Source organism: Ensifer sp. Root423, assembly GCF_001426275.1.
Classification (GTDB): domain Bacteria; phylum Pseudomonadota; class Alphaproteobacteria; order Rhizobiales; family Rhizobiaceae; genus Ensifer; species Ensifer adhaerens.
Map to the genome: position 1 here is coordinate 497,073 of NZ_LMEG01000023.1, position 17,930 is coordinate 515,002.

General features: G+C 62.8%; 12 protein-coding genes. 3 read left to right on the plus strand and 9 right to left on the minus strand.

The features are described 5' to 3' along the window. Window positions 1–115: 115 nt before the first annotated feature. Window positions 116–301: a hypothetical protein gene (locus tag ASD01_RS36910; protein WP_244495275.1), complete on the minus strand. Its 186-nt coding sequence runs from the start codon at window positions 299–301 to the stop codon at window positions 116–118. Here ASD01_RS36910 and ASD01_RS21760 point away from each other — a divergent pair, their 5' ends adjacent. The 3 genes from ASD01_RS21760 (at window position 302) to ASD01_RS21770 (ending at window position 2,830) form a co-directional block, all read left to right on the plus strand. Next, window positions 302–1,654 carry a sensor histidine kinase gene (locus tag ASD01_RS21760; protein WP_244495276.1) on the plus strand — a complete coding sequence of 451 codons (1,353 nt, stop codon included), beginning with the start codon at window positions 302–304 and terminating at the stop codon, window positions 1,652–1,654. It abuts the gene before it with no gap. Next, entirely contained in the window at window positions 1,651–2,259 is a 609-nt protein-coding gene (locus tag ASD01_RS21765) for a response regulator transcription factor (protein WP_060529182.1), read from the plus strand. Before ASD01_RS21760 ends, ASD01_RS21765 begins: the two co-directional genes overlap by 4 nt. Before the next feature lie 88 nt (window positions 2,260–2,347). Continuing rightward, entirely contained in the window at window positions 2,348–2,830 is a 483-nt protein-coding gene (locus ASD01_RS21770; protein WP_060521119.1) for a GlcG/HbpS family heme-binding protein, read from the plus strand. A gap of 196 nt (window positions 2,831–3,026) precedes the next feature. On the opposite strand, the gene ASD01_RS21775 is transcribed toward ASD01_RS21770, so the two are convergent. The 8 genes from ASD01_RS21775 to cyoA form a co-directional block, all read right to left on the minus strand. Next, a complete protein-coding gene (locus ASD01_RS21775; RefSeq protein WP_060529183.1) occupies window positions 3,027–5,231 on the minus strand; it encodes a TonB-dependent siderophore receptor in 2,205 nt (734 codons plus the stop codon). 173 nt (window positions 5,232–5,404) lie between these two features. After that, window positions 5,405–6,289 (minus strand): helix-turn-helix domain-containing protein, encoded by an 885-nt coding sequence (locus ASD01_RS21780; protein ID WP_034790688.1) that lies wholly within the window; start codon window positions 6,287–6,289, stop codon window positions 5,405–5,407. Between the two features lie 210 nt (window positions 6,290–6,499). Continuing rightward, the gene (locus ASD01_RS21785) at window positions 6,500–12,442 is read right to left on the minus strand and encodes a putative Ig domain-containing protein (protein WP_162251022.1); all 5,943 of its coding nucleotides are present in this window, start codon (window positions 12,440–12,442) and stop codon (window positions 6,500–6,502) included. 387 nt (window positions 12,443–12,829) lie between these two features. Then, on the minus strand, window positions 12,830–13,588 hold the full coding sequence (locus ASD01_RS21790; RefSeq protein ID WP_060529185.1) for an SURF1 family protein: 759 nt from the start codon (window positions 13,586–13,588) through the stop codon (window positions 12,830–12,832). Between the two features lie 22 nt (window positions 13,589–13,610). Continuing rightward, on the minus strand, window positions 13,611–14,015 hold the full coding sequence (gene cyoD / locus ASD01_RS21795) for a cytochrome o ubiquinol oxidase subunit IV (protein ID WP_060529186.1): 405 nt from the start codon (window positions 14,013–14,015) through the stop codon (window positions 13,611–13,613). Next, complete coding sequence (cyoC, locus tag ASD01_RS21800) at window positions 14,012–14,632, minus strand: cytochrome o ubiquinol oxidase subunit III (RefSeq protein WP_060529187.1); 621 nt, start codon at window positions 14,630–14,632, stop codon at window positions 14,012–14,014. The genes cyoD and cyoC overlap by 4 nt, the downstream gene beginning before the upstream one ends. Window positions 14,633–14,636: 4 nt before the next feature. Next, window positions 14,637–16,640, minus strand: coding sequence for a cytochrome o ubiquinol oxidase subunit I (gene cyoB, locus ASD01_RS21805; RefSeq protein ID WP_060529188.1), 2,004 nt, complete (start codon window positions 16,638–16,640; stop codon window positions 14,637–14,639). An 80-nt stretch (window positions 16,641–16,720) separates the two neighbouring features. Next, window positions 16,721–17,839: a ubiquinol oxidase subunit II gene (cyoA, locus tag ASD01_RS21810; RefSeq protein WP_060529189.1), complete on the minus strand. Its 1,119-nt coding sequence runs from the start codon at window positions 17,837–17,839 to the stop codon at window positions 16,721–16,723. Window positions 17,840–17,930: the final 91 nt, after the last annotated feature.

Here is a 17,930-nt window from a genome sequence, read left to right on the forward strand (position 1 = left end):
CGCTCTGGATTTTCTGTCGTCGGGACCGTATTTTCCCGGCAGGCGCCCCGCGCAGCCAGACAGCAGCAATGGAAGGCTGTGCAAGAAAGCCTGCAAATGACAAGAATGATCAATGTTACCGAACAACCGTCCGTTTCTTGAGCGGCCCCTCTTCCTTGCTGCCCTTTGGTGTCTCCTCCTGCTTGTCGGGGCCGTGGCTCTCGGCGCTCGTGAGCGACAGTCCCTCGTTGCCGAACTGGAGCAGGAAAGTACCGTGCTCCATGGGCTGGCCTCCCAGCGCGCCGATCAGCACGATGCCCATTTGACGGCGCTTTCGGCCGTGGCGGTTGCGTCCGAAGGGCGCCGGCACGATCTCTTCCTGGATGTCGCGCGCACGATTACCCGCTTCTATCCGCGCATTGATGAAGTCCAGCTGGTCCCCATCGAGCCGGGAGCAGAGACGATTGGGACCGCGACGCTCGATGCGGCGACAGCCGAGGGAATACGCGCGGCGGCCAAAGCCTCCGATGGCCGGATCACGCTTCTGCCGCATCCGCGGCGCCCCGATCATTACATGATGGTCAAGCGCAGCCCCAACACGAACGAGGCGCGGTACGGGTTGATGCTCGCCATCGATGCCGGCAAGCTGATCGGCGATGGCGGGCCTTTCTGGTCCCGACCGAGCACGGCCGTCCGGCTTTCATTGCCCGATGGGCACAGTCTGCTTCAGCCGGCCACGCTGCCCAATGCCATCCGCTTCTCCAGGCCGCTCAGCAGCGCGTCACAACCTCTCTTGCTCGAAACCGGTATGGATATCGGTCTCTCCGATATGTTTCCGCCCCTACATACTGGCCTGACGTTCGTCGCCCTGACGCTCGCCTATCTCGCAGGCTTGGCGGCCTTGCGCCAACGGGCGCGAACCCGCGCGGCGGAACAGCAGGCACGGCTGAGCGCGCTCGATTCGCGGCTTAGCCATGCCTCACGGGTCAATGCGCTTGGAGAGATGGCAAGCGGCATGGCCCACGAGTTGACCCAACCCTTGACCGCAATCCTCGCGCAGGCTCAAGCCGGGCGCCGCCTGCTCAACCAGGGGAACCACGCTGCCCTCGCCTCCGTGCTCGACGATACCGTCAGTCAGGCGCGCCGGGCTTCCGGTATTCTGGAGCGGTTCCGCAACTGGTCGCAGCCAAATACGGTACCTGTGAGCGCCTTTGACCTCCGCCGAGCGCTCGGCAATGTCGAGGCGCTGCTGGAGCAGGACGCCCGGTCCCGCAGCATCCTGCTGGAGTTCCACCTGCCGGAAACGCCGGTGATGGTGACAGGCGACCCGGTCGAAATCGAGCAGGTAGCCTTCAATCTGGTGCGTAATGCGATGGAAGCACTTGACGGTCACGCAGGCGAAGCGCCCGGCGTGGTCGTGACCTTGAGGCAAGAAGACTCCATGGTGGTTTTCGATGTCGTCGACAATGGCCCAGGTATTCCCGAAGCCTTGCGCCCGCGCCTTTTCACCCCGTTCATGACGACGCGGGCGGGGGGCACGGGACTTGGCCTCGCCCTCAGCCAACGCCTGGTGGAACGCGTCGGCGGCGAGATTACATTGGTGGCCGGCGACGAGGGCGCCACCTTCCGGGTGACACTGCCCAAGGCGCGAGCCCGTCTGGAAGAGACACAATGACCGTTCCCGTCTATCTCGTCGACGACGACGATGCGGTCCGCCGCGCGCTCGGCCTGCTGCTCTCGACGGTCGGCATCAAGGTCATCCCCTTCGCCGATCCGCAGGCTTTTCTCGGGCAATTGTCGCGCCTTGAGCCGGGTTGCCTGATCCTCGACATCCGCATGCCGGCGATCTCCGGGCTGAAGCTGCAGGAAAAGCTCCGCGAAAATGGCGTGGACTGGCCGACAATCGTCATTTCCGGCCATGGCGATATCGAAGCTTGCCGGCGCGCCTTCCGCAACGGCGCCATCGACTTTCTCTCCAAGCCCATAGACGAAGAGGACCTGATCGACGCGATCCACAAGGGGCAGGAAATACTGGTGCGTACGATGCAGGCACGGGCGGAAAAGGCGGAAACTCTTGCTCTGTTGGCAGCGCTCACGCAGCGTGAGCGCGAGGTTCTCGATCGCATCGCTGCAGGTTTCACCACCCGCCAGATCGCCGAGGGGCTCGGCCTCTCGCCGCGAACGGTGGAAAGCCATCGCGCGGCGATCGGCGCCAAGCTCGGCAGCACCTCGCAGGCGGAGTTGACCCGCATCTGGCTCGAAGGGACGCAAACTCCGTAGAACTACGGATGGTGATGGAAGAGCTACGAATATCGATGGGCGGCGTCCCGCAATAACCTTTCCATATCAACAGGAAAGGAACCCATTGATGATCCGCAATATCGTGCTTGCAGCAGCTCTTCTCGCTCCCGTTGCCGCCACCGCCCAGGAGCTTCCGACCGCCGCCTACCTGCCGCTCGACATGGCCGTCAAGGCGGCCGACGCAGCGCTGAAGGCATGCGCCGCCGAAGGCCACAATGTCAGCGTCGCGGTCGTTGCACGGGACGGTTCGACCAAGGTGCTGCTGAAGGCCGACAATTCCGGTCCGCACACCGGAAACAGCGCCCAGGGCAAGGCCTTCACCTCGGCGGCCATGGGGCGCGACACGGCTGGCCTCGGCGAATTCATCGCTTCCAAGCCCGCTAATGAAGGTCTCCGCGACATGGACGCACGCATGGTCATCCAGGCCGGCGGCGTGCCGATCAAGTTCGGCAAGGCGCTCGTCGGCGGCATCGGTGTCGGCGGTGCGCCGTCGGGCGACGTTGACGCAAACTGCGCGACCGCAGGCCTTGCTGCAATCGGCGCGAAGTAATTCGCTCCAAGGGAGGCTCTCGCCCTTGAAAAGGCGGCGGGCCTCTCCATTTAAAGTCCACTACCCGTTTCGAGAGCTCTCAGCCGTCGGCGCCTTTGGCGTGCGATAGCGGCACTCCGGGTTAAAAACAGGGCGCTCCCCGGCACGGGTCGAGCGCCCTGTTTGCTTTAGCAGGTCATCGATCAGCCGAACGATCTCACCAGGTCTTGCTGAGCTTCAACGTGACCGTGCGCGCATCGCCATATCCGCAAACAAGCAGGCCATTGCAGCCGCTGACATAGTGCTTGTCGAACAGGTTGGTGACATTGAGGGCAGCGCCCCAGCCGTCCTTCTCGTAGCGCAGGGCTGCGTCGAAGACGGTCGACGCCGGCACCTTCGCGGTATTTTCCTTGTCCGCCCAGCTCTCGCCGCGATAGCGCACGCCGGCGCCGAGGCTGAGGCCTTCCAGCGCGCCCTGCTGCACCGTGTAGTCGAGCCATAGCGAAGCCTGCGTATCGGGGACGAGATAGGGCGATTTGCCGATCAGCGCGCGGTTTGCGTCCTCGGTCACCTCGATATCCATGAAATCGAGGCCCGCAATCAGCTTCCAGCTTTCGTCGAGATTGACCTTGCCCTCGAACTCGATGCCGCGGGAACGCACTTCGCCGGTCTGGGTCGAGATGCTGGTCAGCGGATCGGTGACGAGAGCGTTGCGCTTGGTCAGCTGGTAAATGGACGCCGTCAGCACGCCATCAAAAAAGGTCGGTTCGTACTTGATCCCGGCCTCGAACTGCTCACCCTCTTCCGGCTTGGTGTTGCCGGTCGCCGTTACCGCCACGACCGGATTGAAGAAGGTCGCGGCGCTGACGTAAGGGGTGAGGCCGTTGTCGAATTCATAGGCAAGGCCGGCGCGGCCGCTAAGCGCGCCTTCGCTGTAGTCGAAACTCGAATTCTGGGTCGGCGCCCAGAAGGTCGGCCCGTTGTCGGTCTTGGTGTCGACATAGTCGTAACGGCCGTTGAGCGTGACGAGCCAGCCGTCGCCAAGGCGGATCTGGTCCTGCGCGTAGACGCCGATCTGCTGCTGTGTGATCACCTGGTTGATGTAGATGGCGTTCGCGGGTTGCGGCGCGCCATAGACCGGATCAGTAGCGCTGATCGGCGTTCCCGCCGACGACGCCTGGACGTGGTCCAGCCGGAAGAACTTGTAGTCGAGGCCGACGAGCAGCGTATGCTCGAGCGCTCCCGTCTCGAACTCGCCTTCGAGCCGGTTGTCGGCGGCGAACGTATCGACCTTCGACGTCGCCTCGAAGCCCAGGCGATAAAGCAGGTTGTCCGGGGTCGCCGGCGTGTTCGAAACCGGAAAAGGAAGGCTCGGATCGTAGTAGCCGTAGGTGTAAGGCCCGTTCTCGTGCTTGTAGAGATGGCCGTAGTGAAGGTTCTGACTGAACTGCCAGCCGCTGTCGAACTCGTGCTTGAATTCGTAGCCGAGCTTCTGCTGCGCATAAGTTCCGGTATCGATGTCCGGCTCGCCAAAGAAGGCCTTGCGGTCGATCTTGCCGAAGGGCGCATCGACGACCGAGCCGACATAGGGCAGGAAGCCGCCACCGGTATGAACCTGGTCGAGGCCCTGCAGCAGGCCGTAGACGGTCAAGCTGGTCGCGTCGTCGGGCTGATAGGTGATCTGCGGCAGGATGAAGCCGCGCAGATCCTCCGAATGGTCCACATAGTTGTCGCCACCTGAGATCTTGCCGGTGACGCGATAGTTGATTGCGTCGTCCAGCTGCCGGTTCACGTCAATCCCAAGGAAGGCATTGCCGTTGTTGTTGATGCCGGTCTCGACATAGGCGGAGGTTTCCCCCGTCGGCCGCTTGCTGATGAGGCTGACGATCCCGCCCGGATTGGCGCCGCCATAAAGCACCGAAGCCGGACCTTTCAGCACCTCGACACGTTCCAGCATGAAGGGATCGATCTGGAACCCGCCAAAGCCGTAGGAGAAGAGGTTGAGGCCGTCGAGGAACACGCCGGTTTGCGTCGCGTCGAAGCCGCGGATGTAGAACCAGTCGGTATCCGGATCGACGCCGAAGGGCTCGGCCATCACGCCCGGCGTGTAGCGCAGCGCTTCGTCGACCTTGTTGACGACGCCGCGGTCGTCAAGCTCCTCGCGTCCGACGACGGAAACGCTCTGCGGGATCTCAGCGATCGGAGTTGCGGATTTCGAGCCGGTCGTCGTCGCCTTGGCGACATAGCCGTCGACCGGACCTGTGGCGTCGTTCTCCGTCCTCGCGCCGGTCGCCTCGATCGTTTTCAGCCTTGTCGCCGTCGCATCCTGCGCCATTGCCGCGCCGGTGGCCAGAACCGCAATGGCGGCGACCCCGCTTGCCAGCCACTCCGTCAGCCGTACTGCCTTGCCTCTTACCATCATCTGTCTGCCATCTCACCCGAACCACCGCAGTGCCTTACAGGCGGCGCGGCTTACACCCTCTAATAAGGTGAGTGTTTATATCAACTATTGCGGTGACTCTTGTCGCGATCAGCGGAAATTGAACGTTTCTGGGCTATTTGATGCGAACAACCGCCCTTCAAGATGGAACTTGCTCAGCTCAATCGGCTGCGTTTCCAAGACGCAGGCGTCGCGCCCACGACCTTGCGGAAGACCCGGGTGAAGTGCGCCTGGTCGGAGAAGCCGGTCTCGGCCGCAACCGTCGTCAGCGACGCCTCGTTCTTCAGCAACAGTTGCTTGGCTCTTTCAACCCGCGCATTGGTCTGCCACTGGTGCGGTGCCATGCCGGTCGACGCCTTGAAGGCGTGGCTGAAGTGCGACTGCGACAGTCCGGCAAGGGACGCCAGCTCCTCCAGGCGGATGTTGCGCCCCCAGTTCTCGTCGATGTATTCGACCGCCCGGCGGAGTTGCCAGGTGGCAAGCGCGCTGCGTTTGCGGGCATCGCTGCGATTAAGCTTCATCAGGTCGATGAACAATGCGACCGTCAGGCCATCGCCGTAGAGATCGTGCAAGGGCTGCGGATTGAGGCACTCGGCGGCGATCAGTTGTGCAAGCTGCAGGAAGCGTTCGTCGTAAAACATCAGCCGTGGCGTGTCGCATCGCCCCGCATCGAGCTCCTCCTCCAGCCGTCGGCCGAGAACCTCGAGATTGAAATGCAGGTCGAGGTGGCGGATACGCCTGACATCGACCATGTCCGCCCAGATTTCCATGCCCGCCGGGATATAGGAAAGCGCCTGCTGGCGCTCGTTCTCGACCGCGCCGCGCCCATCGGGCGAAAGTCTGACGTTGCAACGGCTACCGCCTTCAGCGTCGAGCACGATGAACATGCGCGGATCATCCGAGAGATAGTGGCCACCTGCCCTCGCCTCGCATTCGACGTCCCAGACGTCGGCGATGATCCCGTTCCATTCCCGCCGGTGGAGCCCGCCGATCACCTTGAACCCGGAAATTTTGTTCTGCATCCGCGGTTGAAACGACATCTAGGCGTATCCAATGCTCTAGGACGAGGCGACGCCTCCGGCTAATTCCTTCCTCTATTACTCATCTTTAATGTTTGACGGAAGCCCGTAATCTTTCCAACGCGATTTAAACGGTCAAAACGCACATCGACCGGTGCATATCCGGGAGCGGAAAGGCAGCGGTGGAGCGCCGATTCGGGCAGCCTGCCTGCCCGAACCGGTTGCGCGCGATCAGAACCGGACGCGGGCGCCGACCTTGGCACCGGCCGACTTCGAACCGTCGCCCTCGATGTTGAAGAGCAGCGAGAAGTCGAGGTCCCAGTTGTCGTTGTTGCTGAGCGCAAGCCCGGCCGACACCCGCCCGAACAGACCCTCGCCGTCAAGCGAGGCAAAGCCGACATCGGCGCCGACTGTCGGCGACAGGATCACCCCGTTTTCTAGCTCCAGGGTGCGTTCGACGTCGAAGCCGATGCTGAGACGGGCCTGTTCCTCGATGAAGCCCTTGAGATCGATCACCTCGCCGAGCGCGTTCTTGACGGTGTAGTCCTCGGTCTCTTCATTGAAGTAGACGGCTCTCAGCTTCGGCATCAGCACCGTCGCCTCATCCAGTTGCCATTCGCCGGTCAGCTTGACGTCCGCCATCCAGCGGGTGGTGTCGAACGTGCCGGTGAAGATGCCGGTGTCGATGTCGTTGGACGAACCGCCATAGAGCAGGTTGGCGTCGAGGAAGACGCCCTGGCCGATCTCGAACGAGGCATAAGGACCGGCCAGCCAGCCGTTGCCTTTAAGCTCGGCATCCGCGTCGGTCGGATCGGTCATGTAGTCGTAGTGGAACGACAGGCCGATGAGCGCCCGATCGCTTAAGAGATAATCGGCGCCGAGCGAGAACAATGCGAAATTGCCCCACTTGTCGTTTCTGTCGTCTTCATCCTTGTGGAACAGGAAACTGCCGTTCACCCAGATGTCGAACGGCCGGTCGGTCGCCACGAAGGTTTGACCGGTCGCTGCCGCATCGGCGGCATCGCGCGCCGCCTGGATCTGCGACAGGCTGGAGGAGAAGCCGAGGCGGGCACCCTTTTCCGACGGCGTCACCGCCGTCGTCACCGGATCGGTGCTCATCGCCGCCCGCCGCCGTTCGATCAGGCCGGGCACCTTGACCGTCGACGACAACAGGTTCTGGCGATTGCGCACAAAATCGCGCACCAGCCCGTCGATCTCTTCGCCGGCAGCCACCCGATCGAGCGCGATCTTGTAGGTGACGGAGCCAATATTGGACGAGCCCAGCGCGCTCCTGAGCGTATAACTGACCACCGCCGAGCCGGAATAGGACGGGTTCGGCGTGAACTTCAGATAGAAGCCGACCGGCGTGAAGCTGGTGGCAGCGGCAAGCTCGCCTTCGATGATTTCGGCCGTGCCGGCAAAGGGCGGCGAGACCGAGGCAACCGATGCGTCGGTGAACGGACCGCCGGTGGCGCCACCGTTGAGATAGACATCCTTCGGCGTCGAACCGGCCGGAACCTCGACGACGACATTGGGCACCGTCACCGCACGAGCGTTCAGTTTCAGCGTATAGGCGGCCGAACCGCTGGCGCCACGGCTGTCAGTCACAGCAATGGTGAATTGATAGCTGTCGGGCACCGCATCGGCCGCGAGCGGTCCGGTCAATTCGCCAGTGGAGATATTCAGCACCATGCCATTCGGCAGGGCGCCGCTCTTGAGGCTGTAGACCAGCGCGCCGGTGCCACCGGTCGCCGAGACGCGTTGGGAATAGGCTTCGCCGACCATCGCGTCGGGAAGCCCGCCGGCCGACGGGGTAAAGACGAAACTGGCGGAGGCAACGGCGATCTGATAGCTGGCCTGGCCTGTCGCGCCATTGGCATCGGTCGCCGTCACGGTGAAGCCGAAATCGCCGTTGGCCGAAGGTCGTCCCGAGATCGTCCCGCTTGAGGCATCGAGCGACAGACCGCCCGGCAGAGCACCCGACGAGACTGCGTAGTTGTAGGGGGCCGTGCCGGCGCTGGCTGAGACGTTCTGGCTGTAGGAAACGCCGGGCACACCGTTGGCAAGCGCCCCGCCTGCCGGCGACAACACCAGCATCGGCGGCTTGACCGTGACCGAAACGGTTGAAGGCGCCGACGTGCCGGTCGCGTTCGTTGCCGTATAGGTGAAGCTGTCAGCGCCCGAATAGCCGGCATCAGGCGTGTAGAGGATCGTTGTCCCCGCCGCCGTAGCTGTGCCATGCGCGGGCGCGGTGGCGATCGCCACAGATGTTGCCGCCCCGCCCGTCAGACTGAGGCTGATAGCATTTGGGCTGGAGTTCGCAGCAACAGTCGCTGCAACCGGACCGGCCGATGGCGCTTCGACGGCGACCGCGAGACTATAGTTCGCGGTGCCCGTCGCATTGTTCGCGTCGGTCGCCGTCACCGTGAACGTTGCCGCTCCATCGGCGGTCGGCGTTCCGGACAGGCGACCGTCGGCAGCAAGCGTCAAGCCGGCCGGCAGTGTACCACCGGTGACCGCATAGGTGTAGGGAGCCGTTCCGTTGGCGGCGATGATCGTCAGGTCATAGGCGTCTGCAACGGTTACGCCGGCAAGCGCACCCGCAGCCGGCGTGAAGGCGAATGTCGGCGGAGACACCGTCACCGTAACCGTCGCTGCAGCGGACGTTCCGGTCGTATTCGCCGCCGTGTAGGTAAAGCTGTCGGCGCCGGAGAAGCCGGCCGCTGGCGTATAGCTGAATGTGTTACCCGCGACCGTGGCCGTACCGTGCGATGGGGGCGCTGCGATAGCGACCGAAGCGGCCGTGCCGCCCGTAAGGTTCGGCGTAATCCCGTTGGCCGACGAGTTGGCGGCAACGGTTGCCGTCGTGGCGTTGGCGATCGGCGCCTGGATGCGAACCTCCAGGCTATAGCTGCCGCTGGTTGCGGTCGCGCCATGGGTATCGGTCGCCTGAACCGTAAAGGTGAAGCTGCCGTCCGCCGTTGGCGTGCCGGACAGCGTACCGCCAGCGTCGAGCGAAAGTCCGGCCGGAAACGCGCCGCTGGCCAAGGCGTAGCTGTAGGCCGCCGTGCCGCCATTGGCCGTGAAGCTCTGGCTGTAGGTCGTTGCCACGGTTGCGGTCGGCAAAGCGCCGGCCGCCGGCGTGAAGGCGAATATCGGCGCGGAGACGAGGAAGGACTGGCTCACATTGGACGCGGCCAGGTAAGCGCTGTCACCGGCTTGCGAGACTTCGATGGTGCAGGTGCCGCCATTGCGGAATGTGACATCGCCGGTTGACGTGACGACGCAGACGGGCGTCGTCAGAGACTGGAACGTGACCGGCAGAGCGGAACTGGCGCTCGCCGAAAGGGTCACCGGCGTTGCATAGTCCTGCGGGCCGGGATTGGCGAAGGTGATCGTCTGTGGCGCCTTGGGCGTCACCGTGTTCGACGCACTGGAGGCCGGTCCCGTGCCGACAGCGTTGGTCGCCGTCACCGTGAACGTGTAGCTGGTGCCGTTGCTGAGACTGCCGACCGTGACCGGGCTCGACGTGCCCGTTCCAACAAAACCACCGGGATTGGACGTGACCGTGTAGCCGGTGATCGATGCGCCGCCGGCGCTTACCGGCGCGGTAAAATTGACGGACACCTCGCCATCGCCAGCGATAGCTGTGCCCACCGTCGGGGCGTCCGGAACAACCGCGTTGACGGTAAAGCTCTGGGTGACCGTCGTCGCAGGCAGATAGGTGCCGTCACCGCCCTGGTCGGCAGCAATCGCGCAGGTCCCCACGCTGTGGAAGGTCATGCTACCACCCGGCGTGATCGTGCACACGGCTGCGGTCGAGGATGTGAAGGCAACGGGCAAACTCGCGTCCGACGATGCCGTCAATGTCGGCGTGGTCCCGAACGTCTGCGCGCCCGGATTGGCAAAGGTGATCGTCTGGGTTGCGCGCGGCGTGACGTCGTTCGAGGCCGCCGACGCAGGCCCCGTGCCGGCACTGTTGGTTGCCGTCACCGTAAATGTATAGCTGGACCCATTGCTGAGACCCGTCACCACGACCGGGCTTGACGACCCCGTCCCGGTGAAGCCACCCGGGTTCGACGTCACGGTGTAGCTAGAGATCGACGCTCCACCCGTGCTCGCCGGCGCTGTGAAGGCGACGGACGCCGAAGCGACATCGGCGGTTGCCGCTCCGATCGTCGGTGCGCCGGGCACGACGGCATCGACCATGAACGTCTGCGAGACCGTCGGTGCCGCCAGATACGTTCCGTTGCCCACCTGATCGGCTGCGATGGTGCAACTGCCGGCCTGATGGAAGTTCAGATCGCCCTCGGGCGTCACCGTGCACACGCCGGCAGTCGACGAGGTGAAGGCAACAGCCAGGCTGGAGCTTGCCGTCGCTGTCAATGTCGGCGACGTGCCGAACGCCTTCGTGCCCGGATTGGCGAACGTGATCGTCTGTGCGGATCGCGGCGTAACCGCATTGGAGGCGGCCGACGCGGTGCTTGTCCCGGCGCTGTTGGTGGCGGTCACGGTGAACGTATAGCTCGTGCCGTTGGTCAGGCCAGTCACCCTGATCGGGCTCGTCGTATCCGTGGCCGTCATGCCGCCGGGGTTCGACGTCACGGTATAGCCCGTGATCGTCGCGCCGCCGTTCGACGCCGGGGCGGTGAACGACACGTCTGCGTAGGCGTCCCCCTCCACGGCCGCACCGATGGTGGGCGCGTCGGGCACGGTCGGCGCGACGTCGACAGTGAAGACTTGGCTGCCGGTCGCGCCATAGGCATCCGTTGCCGTAACGGTAAAGGTGACGGCGCCACCGATCGATGCAGTGCCCGACAACACCCCGTTGTTCGCCAGCGTCATGCCAGCGGGCAAGGCATTCTGCGTGACGGCGAATGTGTAGGGGCTTGCGCCGCCTGATGCCGCCAGGGTTTGTGAATAGGCGGTGCCAGCGGTCGGATCAGGAAGCGTCGCCGGCGAGAGCGCGATCGTCGGCGCAGCGATGGTGATGGAGAATGCGCGCGAGGCGGTCGAGCCTTCGGGATCGGTCGCTGTCACTGTGAAATTGAACGGACCGCTTGCCGTTGGGGTGCCGGAGACGCCGCCGCCGCTCGAGATCGCCATGCCGGCGGGCAGTGCACCGGAGGTCGTTGCATAACTCAAGGTGCCCGATCCGCCGGTGGCACTTAGCGTTTGCGCCGCATAGGCCTGGTTGTAGACCGGGTTCGGCAGCGTTGTAGTCGAAAACGCGATCGGTGCGTAGGCAACCGAATTGTCGGTGCTGGTGGATAGGTCGTTGGTAAAGCCGGCCGCGCTCGTGGCCTTGCCGGCGGGTATGGACGCCACGACCGTGCCTGCCTGCGTCATTCCGCTGACCGAAACGGTGTAATTGGCGCCCGATCCCGAAACACTCGCCGTCGTCGCGCCGGCCGTGCCTGAAATCTGGACGTCGCCAGCGGAAAAGCCGGTGACGGACTTGCTGAACACCACATCGAACGCAACGGATGTCTTGGCGCTGGGATCGGATTGCGAGCCTGCCTGGTTGATCGCGACCGTCGGTTTGGTGTCGACCCAGTGGCTGGCGCCGGTCGCAGTGCCGGTGCTGCAGCCGCTGCCGCCACCGTAGCTGGCGGAAACCGCGTGCTGTCCGAGCGGCAGCGTCGATGTCTGGAAGGTCGCAGACGATGCCGTGCTGACGGGCCCGGTCGGCGTCAACCCAAGGGTCGTCGACTGCGATCCGATCGTGATCGTCACGTTTCCAGGCGGAGACTGTCCGGCGTTACAGCCCATCGACGATACCGTTGCCGTCACCGAAACCTGTTCGCCCGGCAGCGACGGTCTCGGGGAAGATACGACATCAACGACAACCGGTCCCCCTGTGGCCGCCTTGACGACGATGTTGTTGCTGTTGGCGGTGTAGTTGCCGCCCGTGCGCGTGCCCGTGAATGTGACCCAATCGGAAAACTGGCCGGACATCGCATCGAGGGAATCGACCTGATAGGAGCCTGTGCAGGTCACGGAAGACGTCGTGCCGCCGCCCGGGATTGCCGGGCATGAAACGACGACGCCCTTGTTCGCGGTGGTCGCAGGCGCGATGCTGAGAATATTGTAGGATCCGGGGTTCAGCACATAGCTGAAATTGATCGTGTCGCCAGCCGCATTGAAGGTCGCCGGGTTCGCCGAAATCGTCACAACCTGCGCCGAGGCACCAATGGCAGAAGCCAGAAGAATGCCAATCGCTGCGAAAAATGTCCTGAAATACAAACCCTGGAATGCAGACGAAAAAATCTTCCCGCCCGCGACGCTTCCGCACCGCAGCCCCATAAATACCCCCAATATATGCCGGGAAAATTAGCCCCATCTCCCAGTCGAGCAGCTAATAAAGTGGAAGGTACTGAGTCAATCGCACAACTCACCATTGCCGGAGAAAATGCGGTCGGCCGTTGCCATGTGGCTTATCGATCACACTTTTTGGCGCCGCCGCCGACTGAACTTCAGCTGCGCCGAGTGACGGCCCCAAGGTCAGCAACTTCAGGAGGAGTGCACGAAAATGGCGGCCAGCCGTCGCGAAGAGAATCGTTATTCCGCGCCTGGCCTCTTCCGGCTTCGAAAGACGAGGTATGCGCCCCCCACACTCATGGCCGCCAGCGCAAACCAGGTCAGCGCGTAGACAAGATGGCTGTTGCGGAAGCTGACGACTGTGAGACCGCCGATCGGTAGGCCGCCTGGGTTTGGCGTCGCGTCCGCGTCGATGAAATAGGGCGCGACATCCGTCAGCTGTTGTGCTGCCGCGATTGCCGCGACATCGCGGGAAAACCAGCGATCGCCAGCCGGATCGTTGGAGCGAAGAAAGGCGCCGCCGGGTTCGCTGATGCGCAAGAGCCCGGTGATCCCGGTGGTCCCGGGCGTTTCGCCTGCGGCGCGGGCAGTCCGATCGCGCCGGTCGGCGGTCACGAAGCCGCGATTGACGAGAACCGTCGTGCCGTCTTCGCGGCGCATCGGCGTCAACACCCAGAACCCGGCGCCCCGCTCGGTTACGGCCTGCACCAGAACCGACTTGTCGTGGCTAAAGGTACCCGTTGCCGTGACGCGAAGGTATTCGTCGTTCTCTCGGGTGATGCCACCCCAGTCCGGCCGCGACGGGGCCGGGACGGCGTCAGCGTGCACACGCGCATCGACGCGAGCGATCAGGTCGAGCTTCCAGAAGAGCCGCTGGATCTGCCAGGTCCCGAGCGCCACGAAGATGGCGCAAAGAAACAGGAGCGCGCCGGTCAGAAGGAACCTGGCGCGAGAGGATGCTTTCGCACCCTCCCCTTTCACGTCGCGGCCGCCGGTCATGTTCGCGTCTGCCCGCCCCTGATCAGGGCATGTTCTTCATCATCTCGTGGGTCATCGGCATCATGTTCGTATTGAGGTGATGCATGACCCAGAGCGAGCCGGCGAGCGCAATACCGACGATGATGATCGTGAAGATCAGCGCCATCAGCGTCCAGCCACCTTCCGAACGGGCGTTCATGTGCAGGAAGTAGATGACGTGCACGACGATCTGGACGACGCCGATACCCATGACGAGCACGGCGGTCAGCAACTTGCTGTCGAGCGCGCCGCTCATGACCAACCAGAACGGGATCGCCGTCAGGATGACCGACAGCATGAAGCCCGTCATGTAGCTCTTGAGCGAACCATGCCCGGCAGCGTCGCCCGGATGGCTGTGCGCGTGGTGAGGCTCGAACGCGCTTTCGTGGCCAGGATGCTGCGAACTCATCCGAGTACTCCCAACAGATAGACGAAGGAGAAGACGCCGATCCAAATGACGTCGAGGAAGTGCCAGAACATGGAGAGGCACATCAGGCGGCGGCGGTTTTCCGGGTTCAATCCATGTTTGCTAACCTGCACCATCAGCGTGATCAGCCAGATGATGCCGAAAGTGACGTGCAGCCCGTGCGTGCCGACCAGCGTGAAGAACGAGGACAGGAAGGCCGAACGCGTCGGACCGGCACCCTCGTGGATCAGGTGGTAGAACTCATAGAGCTCGAGCGCGAGGAAGATCGCTCCGAACACGCCGGTGACGCCGAGCCAGAACAGCGTCTCCATCTTGGCGTTGCGCTCCATCTGAAGCATGGCAAAGCCGTAGGTGATCGACGAGAACAGCAGCATCGCCGTGTTGATGGCGATCAGGTTGAGGTCGAACAGGTCGGCTGGTGCGGGACCTGCCGCGTAGTTGCGCCCGACCACACCGTGCGTGGCGAAGAGAACGGCGAAGATCAGGCAGTCGCTCATCAGGTAGAGCCAGAAGCCCAGCATAGTGCTGTGCTCCGGGTGGTGCTCTTCCTTGAGGTAGAACTGCGGCTTTTCTGTTTCTTGGACTTGGGTTTGGCTCATCGTTTCAGATCCGTTCCGCAAGCAGTTTCGAGCGTGCGTCTTCGGTCGCCGCGACGGTTTCCGCGGGAATGAAGAAATCACGGTTGTAGTTGAAGGTATGGCCGATGGAGACCGCAATCAGGGCGATGAAGGATACCGCCGCCAGCCACCAGATGTACCAGATCAACGCGAAGGCGAGCACGACGCTGATGCCGGAGAGAATAATGCCAGCGCCGGTGTTCTTCGGCATGTGGATCGGCTTGAAGCCTTCGAGCGGACGCTCGTAACCGCGGTTCTTCATATCGTACCAGCTGTCATGGTCGTGAACGACGGGCGTGAAGGCGAAGTTGTAGTCCGGCGGCGGCGACGAGGTCGACCACTCGAGCGTGCGGCCGTCCCAGGCATCGCCGGAGGTTTCACGCAGTTGGTCGCGACGCAGGAAGCTGACGACAAGCTGGATGATGAAGGACGCGATGCCGATGGCGATCAGGACCGCACCGAAGGCGGCGATGATGAACCAGATCTGCAGCGAGGGATCCTCGAACTGGCTGACACGCCGGGTGACGCCCATCAGGCCGAGCACGTAGAGCGGCATGAAGGCGAAGAAGAAGCCGATCTGCCAGAACCAGAAGCTCATCTTGCCCCAGAAGGGATCGAGCTTGTAGCCGAAGGCCTTCGGCCACCAGTAGACAAGGCCGGCCATCAGCCCGAACAGCACACCGCCGATGATGACGTTGTGGAAGTGGGCAATCAGGAACAGCGAGTTGTGCAGCACGAAGTCGGCCGGCGGGATCGCCAGCATGACGCCGGTCATGCCGCCGATGACGAAGGTAACCATGAAACCGATCGTCCACAGCATCGGCAGTTCGTAGCGGATACGGCCGCGATACATGGTGAAGAGCCAATTGAACATCTTCGCCCCGGTCGGGATCGAGATGATCATCGTGGTGATGCCAAAGAAGGCGTTCACCGAAGCACCCGAACCCATGGTGAAGAAGTGATGCAGCCACACCAGGTAGGAGAGGATCATGATCACGCAGGTGGCGTAGACCATCGACGTATAACCGAACAGGCGCTTGCCGCAGAAGGTCGCGACGACTTCGGAGAAGATGCCGAAGGCCGGCAGTACGAGAATGTAGACTTCCGGGTGGCCCCAGATCCAGATGAGGTTGATGTACATCATCGGATTGCCACCAAGGTCATTGGTGAAGAAGTTGAAGCCGAGGTAGCGGTCGAGCGACAACAGCGCAAGCGTCGCCGTCAGGATCGGGAAGGTCGCGACGATGAGGATGTTGGTGCACAGCGACGTCCAGGTGAAGACCGGCATCTTCATGAAGGTCATGCCCGGAGCGCGCATCTTCACGATCGTGGCGATCAGGTTGATGCCGGATAAGGTCGTCCCGACGCCCGCCACCTGTAGGCCCCATATGTAATAGTCGACGCCGACGCCGGGACTGTAGTCGGCACCCGAGAGCGGCGGATAGGCGAGCCAGCCGGTGCGCGCGAATTCACCGACGAACAGCGACATCATGATGATGACCGCACCGCCCGTCGTCATCCAGAACGAGAAATTGTTGAGGAAGGGGAACGAGACGTCGCGCGCGCCGATCTGCAGCGGCACGACATAGTTCATGAAACCGGTGACGAAGGGCATCGCCACGAAGAAGATCATGATCACGCCGTGGGCAGTGAAGATCTGGTCGTAGTGGTGCGGGTTGAGATAGCCTTCGTTGCCGTTGAAGGCGATCGCCTGCTGTATGCGCATCATGATCGCGTCGGCAAATCCGCGCAAAAGCATCACGATCGCCAGGATGATGTACATGATGCCGATCTTCTTGTGATCGACCGACGTGAACCACTCGTTCCAGAGATAGCCCCAGAGCTTGTACTTCGTGATCAGCGCGAGGATCGCCAGGCCGCCCACGGCCACGGCTGCGAAGGTCACGACAAGGATCGGCTCGTGGTATGGGATCGCTTCCCAGGTAAGCCGCCCGAAGATGAATTGCGTGAGGCTGGTGTCACCAAACATGGGTCTTCCAATATGTCTCGAATTGCGGCCCGAAGGGCCCTGGCGCTCGCTGGATCAAGGCCGGCGAGCGCGCGAAAGTCCTAGTGCGTCTTGTGCATGTCGTGGTTCATGGGCTCAGCCGCGGGCCGCTCTTCCTTGACGCCCTCGGCCGGTTCCTCGCTCTTGGCGGGGTTACCGGTTTCGGGGAAGGTCGCGGCCGGTGCGGCCGCTTCGGTCACTCCGCCCGTATGGCGGTTGTCATGCTCGAGTTTGGCGCGGTTCTCATGGCTTTCGACGCCGGCTCCGCCCATCATGTCGATGTGCATCATATCCTTCATGCACATCTGGCCTTCGCGCACGCACATGTTGAGAACGGCTTCATAGAGGCCGTTTTCGACGGAAGCGTAGTAGCGCACCGGCTCCTTCACGCTCGGCTTTTCTAGCTTCAGGTAGGCGTCGCGATTGAGCATCGTGCCGTTCTGCTTGACGCGGGCAACCCAGGCGTCAAAGCCCGCCTGGTCCACGCCGTGGAACTTGAAGCGCATGTGCGAGAAGCCGTCGCCGCTGTAGTTGGACGAAAGGCCCTCGTATTCGCCTGCCTTGTTGATAACGGCGTGCAGCTTGGTCTGCATGCCGGGCATGGCGTAGATCATGCCGGCGAGCGCCGGAACGTAGAACGAGTTCATCACCGACGAGGCAGTGATCTTGAAGTTGATCGGCACGTCGACCGGCGCCGCCATCTCGTTGACCGTGGCAATACCGTATTCCGGATAGAAGAACAGCCATTTCCAGTCGAGCGCGACGACTTCGACGGTGATCGGCTTCGTCTCTTCGGTCACCGGGCGCGCCGCATCGATCCGATCGAGCGGTCGATAGGGGTCGAGCTTGTGGGTGCTGACCCAGGTGATCGCGCCGAGCGCGATGATGATCGCGAGCGGAGCCGACCAGATGATGACTTCGAGGCCGGTGGAATGGTGCCATTCCGGATCATACTTGGCGGCCGTGTTCGACTGGCGATAGCGCCAGGCAAAGAACAGCGTCAGGAAAAGGACGGGAACGATGATCAACAGCATCAGGACCGTCGAAATAACGATCAGATCCCGCTGCTGCGCGGCGATATCACCGGAAGGCGACATGACCACCATGTTGCATCCCGAGAGAACGGAGAGCAACAGGACGGCAATCGTCGATCGTCCGGCTAAACTGTATGGCTTCGGCATTGCGGCCTCAACTTGCGTTTTGTCTAGTCGGCATTACTCGGGCATGATCGGGCATGGAAGTGAGGTCCATCGTCGCAGCGCAACATTTTGC

Coding starts and splice junctions, on each gene's coding strand:
- cyoD (WP_060529186.1), bottom strand. CDS start 14,015: ATGAGTTCGCAGCATCCTGGCCACGAAAGCGCGTTCGAGCCTCACCAC.
- ASD01_RS36910 (WP_244495275.1), bottom strand. CDS start 301: ATGGGCATCGTGCTGATCGGCGCGCTGGGAGGCCAGCCCATGGAGCAC.
- cyoC (WP_060529187.1), bottom strand. CDS start 14,632: ATGAGCCAAACCCAAGTCCAAGAAACAGAAAAGCCGCAGTTCTACCTC.
- ASD01_RS21770 (WP_060521119.1), top strand. CDS start 2,348: ATGATCCGCAATATCGTGCTTGCAGCAGCTCTTCTCGCTCCCGTTGCC.
- ASD01_RS21790 (WP_060529185.1), bottom strand. CDS start 13,588: ATGACCGGCGGCCGCGACGTGAAAGGGGAGGGTGCGAAAGCATCCTCT.
- ASD01_RS21775 (WP_060529183.1), bottom strand. CDS start 5,231: ATGATGGTAAGAGGCAAGGCAGTACGGCTGACGGAGTGGCTGGCAAGC.
- ASD01_RS21780 (WP_034790688.1), bottom strand. CDS start 6,289: ATGTCGTTTCAACCGCGGATGCAGAACAAAATTTCCGGGTTCAAGGTG.
- ASD01_RS21765 (WP_060529182.1), top strand. CDS start 1,651: ATGACCGTTCCCGTCTATCTCGTCGACGACGACGATGCGGTCCGCCGC.
- cyoB (WP_060529188.1), bottom strand. CDS start 16,640: ATGTTTGGTGACACCAGCCTCACGCAATTCATCTTCGGGCGGCTTACC.
- cyoA (WP_060529189.1), bottom strand. CDS start 17,839: ATGCCGAAGCCATACAGTTTAGCCGGACGATCGACGATTGCCGTCCTG.